Annotated in this window: 5 protein-coding genes and 1 pseudogene; 4 read left to right on the top strand and 2 right to left on the bottom strand. The window is 61.2% G+C overall.

Annotated elements, in window-relative coordinates; all coding sequences use genetic code 11:
* The 3 genes from Q0U08_RS17340 to Q0U08_RS17350 all read left to right on the top strand — a co-directional run.
* A partial coding sequence (locus Q0U08_RS17340; protein ID WP_298092881.1) for a strawberry notch C-terminal domain-containing protein occupies window positions 1–1,856 on the top strand: 1,856 nt, incomplete at its 5' end.
* A 19-nt stretch (window positions 1,857–1,875) separates the two neighbouring features.
* Window positions 1,876–2,289: an MbcA/ParS/Xre antitoxin family protein gene (locus Q0U08_RS17345; RefSeq protein WP_066704270.1), complete on the top strand. Its 414-nt coding sequence runs from the start codon at window positions 1,876–1,878 to the stop codon at window positions 2,287–2,289.
* Complete coding sequence (locus tag Q0U08_RS17350; RefSeq protein ID WP_066704267.1) at window positions 2,283–3,008, top strand: RES family NAD+ phosphorylase; 726 nt, start codon at window positions 2,283–2,285, stop codon at window positions 3,006–3,008. Before Q0U08_RS17345 ends, Q0U08_RS17350 begins: the two co-directional genes overlap by 7 nt.
* Before the next feature lies 1 nt (window position 3,009).
* Here Q0U08_RS17350 and Q0U08_RS17355 read toward each other — a convergent pair whose 3' ends face one another.
* On the bottom strand, window positions 3,010–3,594 hold the full coding sequence (locus Q0U08_RS17355) for an SLATT domain-containing protein (RefSeq protein ID WP_298092883.1): 585 nt from the start codon (window positions 3,592–3,594) through the stop codon (window positions 3,010–3,012).
* Window positions 3,587–4,906 carry a nucleotidyltransferase gene (locus tag Q0U08_RS17360; protein ID WP_141459507.1) on the bottom strand — a complete coding sequence of 440 codons (1,320 nt, stop codon included), beginning with the start codon at window positions 4,904–4,906 and terminating at the stop codon, window positions 3,587–3,589. The genes Q0U08_RS17355 and Q0U08_RS17360 overlap by 8 nt, the downstream gene beginning before the upstream one ends.
* Window positions 4,907–5,115: 209 nt before the next feature.
* Between Q0U08_RS17360 and Q0U08_RS17365 the strand changes: the two are divergent.
* Window positions 5,116–5,552: pseudogene (locus tag Q0U08_RS17365) on the top strand (IS5 family transposase); the annotation flags it as partial.
* Window positions 5,553–5,572 lie beyond the last annotated feature (20 nt).

Consider the following 5,572-nt stretch of genomic DNA (forward strand, 5'->3'; position numbering starts at 1 on the left):
CTCTCGCCGCCACGCTCGACATAAACTGCGACTGCAAAGAATATGTGATCGACTACCTCACCAAAAGCTTCCCGGTGCGGCTGATGGCTGTTTTCACCGACGAGAACGGCAATCCGCGTTCCGAGCCGATGAACGACGAGAACGGTGCACCGGTGCTGTGCCGCTCGGCGCTCGCCGCGCGCGACCGGATGATCGAGCAGCTCTGCGCCTTGCCGCCGATCGCTACCGCGCTCGACGCGATCATCGAGCGGTTCGGGGTCGACCAGGTCGCCGAGGTTACCGGGCGTACCCGCCGCCTGATCGTCGGGCGCGACGGGCGTCAGCAACTCCAGTCACGCAGCCCCCGCGCCAATGTCGCCGAGACCCAAGCGTTCATGGACGGAATCAAGCAGGTCCTGGTCTTCTCCGATGCCGGCGGCACCGGACGCAGCTACCACGCCGACCTCGCCGCGAAGAACCAGGCTCGGCGGGTTCATTTCCTGCTCGAGCCGGGCTGGCGGGCCGATGCCGCGATCCAGGGGCTCGGCCGGACCAACCGCACCAATCAGGCCTCGGCGCCGCTGTTCCGTCCCGTCACCACCGATGTGCGGGGCGAACGCCGGTTTATCTCGACCATCGCCCGGCGGCTCGACAGCCTCGGTGCGCTCACCCGCGGCCAGCGCCAGACCGGTGGACAGAACCTGTTCGATCCCGCCGACAATCTCGAAAGCGCCTATGCCAAGGAAGCGCTCCACCGCTGGTTCGGCCTGCTGTTCATCGGCAAGCTCGAAGCCGTGACCCTCGCGCGGTTCGAGGAACTGACCGGACTCAGGATCGAAGGCTCCGACGGCTCGATGGTCGATGATCTCCCTTCGATCCAGCGCTGGCTCAACCGCATCCTCGCGCTACCGATCGGCTTGCAGAATGGCATTTTCGATGAGTTCCTCGGCCTCGTCGAAGCACGGATCGATGCCGCGCGGCAGGCGGGTACGCTCGATCTCGGGGTCGAGACCATCGCAGTCGAGCATTTCGATATGCTCTCCGACACGCTGTTGCGCACCGATGCGCTTTCGGGTGCGACGACGCACCTCCTCGAACTTGAGATCGCCCGCGCGCTGAAGCCGTTGCGCCTTGAACGGCTTGAGGAGCTTTACGGCTTTTCGGGCGAGCGCCAGCAGTTTCTGCGCAATGCCCGTTCAGGCCGGATCGGGCTGCTTGTCCCGGCGCGCAGCCTGCTCGCTGATGACGGAACCCGGGTTGCCCGCTTCGAACTGGTCCGGCCCTTGAAACATGGCCATCTCACCGCCGAGCAGCTTGAGGAGAGCAACTGGGAGCCGGTCGATCCCGCCGAGTTCCACCGCCTCTGGCAGGTCGAGGTCGACGAGGCGGCCGCGAGCCACAAGCGCGAACGCCTGCATCTCGCGACCGGCCTGCTGCTGCCGGTGTGGGACAAGCTCCCGTCCGATTATGTTCGGGTGAGCCGGATTTCGGCGCGCGACGGGCGCTCGCTGCTCGGCCGCGAGGTGCCGCTCCACTGCGTTCCCGAACTCTGCCAGGCGCTTGGTCTTGAGAACGAACACGCGTTCTCGGCCGAGCAGATCGTCGATACCGTGCTCGCGGCAGGACGGCCGATGCAGGTCAAGGGCCGCGAGGCGCTCACGCTCAAGCGCAGCCTGGTCAACGGGGCGCAGCGACTCGAGCTCGCCGGTTGGTCTGCGGCGCGGCTCGACTGGTACAAGGCGCAAGGGTGCTTTACCGAGATCATCCGCTATCAGACGCGGTTGTTCGTGCCGACGGCAAGTGCCGCTGTGGTTCTGGCTCGGCTTGCCGGGCGAACGAAGCAAGTATTGCCAAATGGCAGCATATATGCCATATAGTGCCATATGGAGATTTGATATGTTGGCTTTGCAACCCGTTGATACCGTGCCCCAGGCGTTCCGGCCCGATCCTGTCACCCAGGAGGAGGCGGCCGCGATGTTCCGCGCGGTACTGAACCTGTTCGGAAAATGGGACCTCACCGATGAGCAAGCCGCGACTTTGCTCGATATGCCGGTGCGTTCCTATCGGCGCTGGAAGGCCGAAGGGCCGGGCCGAGTCTCACGCGACGGCGCGGCGCGGCTCTCGAACCTGATGGGGATTCACAAAGCGCTGCGGATCATCTTTTCCGAAGCCCAGCGAGGCTTCGCTTGGATCAAGGCCGACAATGCGGCCTTCGCCGGATCGAGCGCGCTCGACGTCATGCTTGGCGGTGAACTTACCGACATCATGCGTGTGCGCCGCTATCTCGATGCGACACGCGGTGGCTGGTGACCGACGCCGATATTCCCGTCAGCCATGTTGAGTGGAAGGGCGCGGTCAGAATCATCCGCAGCGCCTTTCCGCCGATCGACCTGTTCGAGGATCTCGCCGACCCCGCCGACTGGCCCCTGCTGATTTCGGCCGAGCAGAAGACCAATCCCCGGATCATGGCGACGATCGGCAATCTCGATCTTGTGCCGGTCGAACGCCGGGTTGGTGGAAACGGCGCATCCTATCTGATGGCGCCGTTTACGCATGTCAGCACGGACCGGCCAAGCCGCTTCACCGATGGCAGCTACGGCGTCCTTTATGTGGGACGGGTCTTCGAGACGGCGCTGTTCGAAACGATCCATCACCATGCCCGATTCATGGCCCGGACGGCTGAAGCGCCCGGTTGGACTTCGCAGTTTCGCGAGATCGTCCTGTCGGTGGGCGCCGATCTTCACGATCTCAGGGGTGGCGATGCCACTGACCATCCTGCCCTCGATTCCGATAGCTACACGGGCTCGCAAGGCATCGCGATCACGCTCAAGGCTGCCGGTTCCAATGGCGTAGTCTATCCGAGCATTCGGCATCCTGGCGGTGAATGCGCCGGGTTATTCTACCCCGATTGCGCTTCCGAGCCCATCCAGGGACGCCACCTTGACTACCATTGGGACGGCACCCGCGTCGATCTGGTGCGAGACGCAGGAACCGGGACGGTTTTTCGGGTGGTGAGTCTGGCCGGATGAATCAAATGAGCCGACAAACTATAGCGGCTATACTCGTTAGCGTTGCTACAGCTAATGTGAGCGAGAGGGACAGGGGCATTTTGTCGCGCCAGAACGTAAATTGCTTCTGCTCGTCAATCCATTCAATCTGGTGCTGCCAGAAGAACTTGTAGTGGGCATACCAGTCGCTGAAGAGGATTTGTTTGGACTGGTTGGAGCCGAACACCTCCGATTGGAGGTCGTCTAGGCGCTCGCGGTAGACCGCAAGGTCATCGTCCTCACCCGTCGCCTGCACGTCGCGGTAGAGGTCGCGCAGCCGATAGAACAGGGCCGTGAGCCGCTCCCCCTCCTCGCAATAGGCAACCTTGTTGTGATCGTAGTGCGTGACGTAGAGGCTCGCGATCCCGAGTACGACAAGGGTCGCGGCAATCCACTCGCTATTCAGTGGTTCGTAGATGAGCGCGAAGACGCCCACGGCGAGCGAGAGGAAGCCGATGAGGCCGGGAGCCTTCTGCACAACGTCGTGCGTGGCAAAATTCTTCTTTGCCCCGAAACCGACGTTGTAGCCGGTCTCAGCAATGCTCCTGAGCAGCCCCTCCCTATTCATCCTCGTCCTCTTGGTTCGCGCTGATAGGGACGTGGATGCGGTCGGTCGCCACGACTACATCGTTAATGAGGGCATAGCACTCGACAACGTGGTCGCCCTTGAATTTCGTATGCTCCACGTTCCTCTTGTATCCCTCGTCGGCGACTATCTGGCCCCGGATGCAGTCACGGTTGATAGCCTCCTGCCCCCGATTGAGCACTTTCCAGAACAGACCGTAGGAGCCGGGGATGTCCGTCTCGACTACGGAGAAGGTGAGCTTCTTACGCGGCATTAACAGGGTGCGATTGCTCAGCATCTCCCGCAGGGAAGCGGGTCGAAATCCGTTCTGTTCGACCTGGCAGTCGATACGGATGTTGTTACGAATGTCGATGGTGGCGAATACATCCTCGGGGAACTCCTCCGTCATGCGGACAGCATGGCCCGCGCGGTCGGTCAGCGCCGCCTTCTCCACCTTCTCGGCAGCGGGGAACAGCCGTCCGTATACCGCGCGCCACTTGTCGTTCTGGTTGTCCTTGCCCTCGGCCTCGATTGCCTTAAGGCAAAGCTCGTGGGCCTTCTTCGCCTTGCGCTGGAAATTCTTTTTCACCTTCACCCGCTGGCCGCTCCCCAGCGCAGCAAAGTAGTCCTGCTTGGGCAAGTCCTTGAGATAGGCGAAGAAATCGCGGCTCATCCAGTCATAATAAAGATAGCTCTTGTCGTCATACTCGCTGGTTGATTTTAGGAAGTTGTGCGCAAGGGTGTCGATCAGGAGGCCGCCGATCCCCACTCCGTGCTTGTTCTTCCAAGCCCGCGCCATCTTGCAGAGCCGCCGGAGGTTGTTGTTCTTCTCCGCCACAAATTCCGACATAGCCTGTATCTCGTCACGGGGCTTGGTGATCTTCCAAGACCCGCCGTTGTAGGTGTCGGGATATTTGAAGCTGCCGTCATCCTGCTCGAATACGGGCTGAGCCTCCACGGTAAAATTGGAATAGACGGCCTGAACAACAAGCCGATCCACCCTGACGGTCGTCTTGGGGTAGCGCGCGCGGATGGCGGCGGCGGCGTCGGACAACAGCTTGGACTGGCCGCCGTCTTTGTAGTTATCCCACTCACCCTTCGGCATGATGTAGAGCATGTCGAGGTCCGAGATACCCTTAATGGCGGTGTGTCGCCCATAGGAGCCGACTTGCAGTGTGTTCGCGGTCTTGGATTCAGTGTCGCGGAAATTTTTGTTGAGCGCGCAGGTGATCTCCCCGTACCGATCCGAGATCGTCTGGGCATTATCGACTGCAAGATTGCTGAGAAACTGCTTGAACGTGTCCGCGATACTCAAGCTGACTACCCCCGGTTGAGATCCCCTGAACAACATGTAGATCAAATCGGGAACATTTCAATGGTTCCGCACAAGTCACCCCCAACAAATGTCAAGCGGCCAGCTAAACGGGCGCAGTTCATCGAGTTACGGCATGAAGGCATCTCTAGGGTCAGGACCCATTGATGTGAGCGGCGCGATCTGATTCAAGCTCCGAAAGGAGACTGAGAATGAGCGACCTCTACTGGCTGACGGACGAGCAGATGGCGCGTCTGCAACCGTACTTTCCCAAGAGCCACGGCAAGCCCCGCGTTGATGATCGGCGGGTGTTGAGCGGCATTGTTTTCGTCAATCGCAACGGGCTGCGATGGCGGGATGCGCCAAAGGAGTATGGCCCGCACAAGACGCTCTACAATCGCTGGAAGCGCTGGGGCGAGATGGGCGTTTTCCTCCGCATGATGGAAGGGTTAGCGGCCGCAGGTGCCGATCCGAAGACCGTCATGATCGACGCGACTTATCTGAAGGCACATCGCACGGCATCGAGCCTGCGGGTAAAAAAAGGGATCTCGGGCGGCTGATCGGCCGCACCAAAGGCGGCATGAACACGAAGCTTCACGCCGTCACCGACGCAAATGGCCGCCCTCTCAGCTTCTTCATGACCGCTGGCTAGGTCAGCGACTACACCGG

Source organism: uncultured Sphingomonas sp. (genome assembly GCF_946477935.1).
In the GTDB taxonomy this organism is placed as follows: Bacteria; Pseudomonadota; Alphaproteobacteria; order Sphingomonadales; family Sphingomonadaceae; genus Sphingomonas.

What these genes read in the sequence shown, in the direction of transcription:
- Q0U08_RS17345 (WP_066704270.1), top strand. Translation starts at nt 1,876, where the DNA reads ATGTTGGCTTTGCAACCCGTTGATACCGTGCCCCAGGCGTTCCGGCCC.
- Q0U08_RS17355 (WP_298092883.1), bottom strand. Translation starts at nt 3,594, where the DNA reads ATGAATAGGGAGGGGCTGCTCAGGAGCATTGCTGAGACCGGCTACAAC.